Source organism: Caulobacter sp. P1_D6, from assembly GCF_056406095.1.
The window spans coordinates 1-634 of the sequence record NZ_JBFUAW010000086.1 but is presented as its reverse complement, the minus strand read 5'-3'; the positions used below and the strand labels follow the sequence as shown (position 1 = coordinate 634).

The window sequence follows — 634 nt, the reverse complement described above, 5'->3', positions numbered from 1 at the left end:
GCGCTGCAGGCAGAGACGACGGATACTTTCGATGATGGCTGTCGATTCTCGATGTACCAAAGCAGCGAGTTCCATCGGTGCCACGGCGTGCCCGTCAGCCAACGAGCGACCCAACAGGTCGTCGTAGATGCCGTCAGCGAGCGCTTGCTCGACGAGGTAGATCTTGACGATGTCCGGGTCGAGAACACGGTAATGCGCGAGATCGGGAATACGTTCAGCGAGAATCGTGGACTTGCCAGCCCCCGGCACCCCAGCGGTGACGATCGCTGACCGCCCTTCACGTGGCGGATCCTGCAACCCCAGATAGCGCTCGCGAACACTCCGTAGAAACGGCCCTCGGCCGTGGGAATCGAAGCGGTAGCGTTCTGCAGTGTTGCCGGGCGCATCGGTGTGCAACGGCCCGCCCTGCTCGCACAGAGCCGCGAGCTGCTGCGCGACTTCCTCGCGCAGTAGGTCCGAGTCGATCACTTCTGAACGTTCGACCCCTCAGTCAGCTCGCGCTGGCGGGCGGAAAGCCGATCAAACTCGTCCTGACTGATTAGATCGTTGTAGTAGGCATCCTCGATCTGATCCCAGTCACCGGTGATGTAAGCATCGGTGGCCACGCCCCCGGCCGTCGGCACAACGCCAAAGG

Annotated in this window: 1 protein-coding gene; it reads right to left on the bottom strand. The window is 62.1% G+C overall.

The annotated features are described in order from the left end of the window. Nucleotides 1-468 (bottom strand): P-loop nucleotide/nucleoside kinase family protein (locus AC1DYP_RS24785; RefSeq protein ID WP_477048560.1); only part of this gene is annotated, 468 nt, incomplete at its 3' end. Nucleotides 469-634 lie beyond the last annotated feature (166 nt).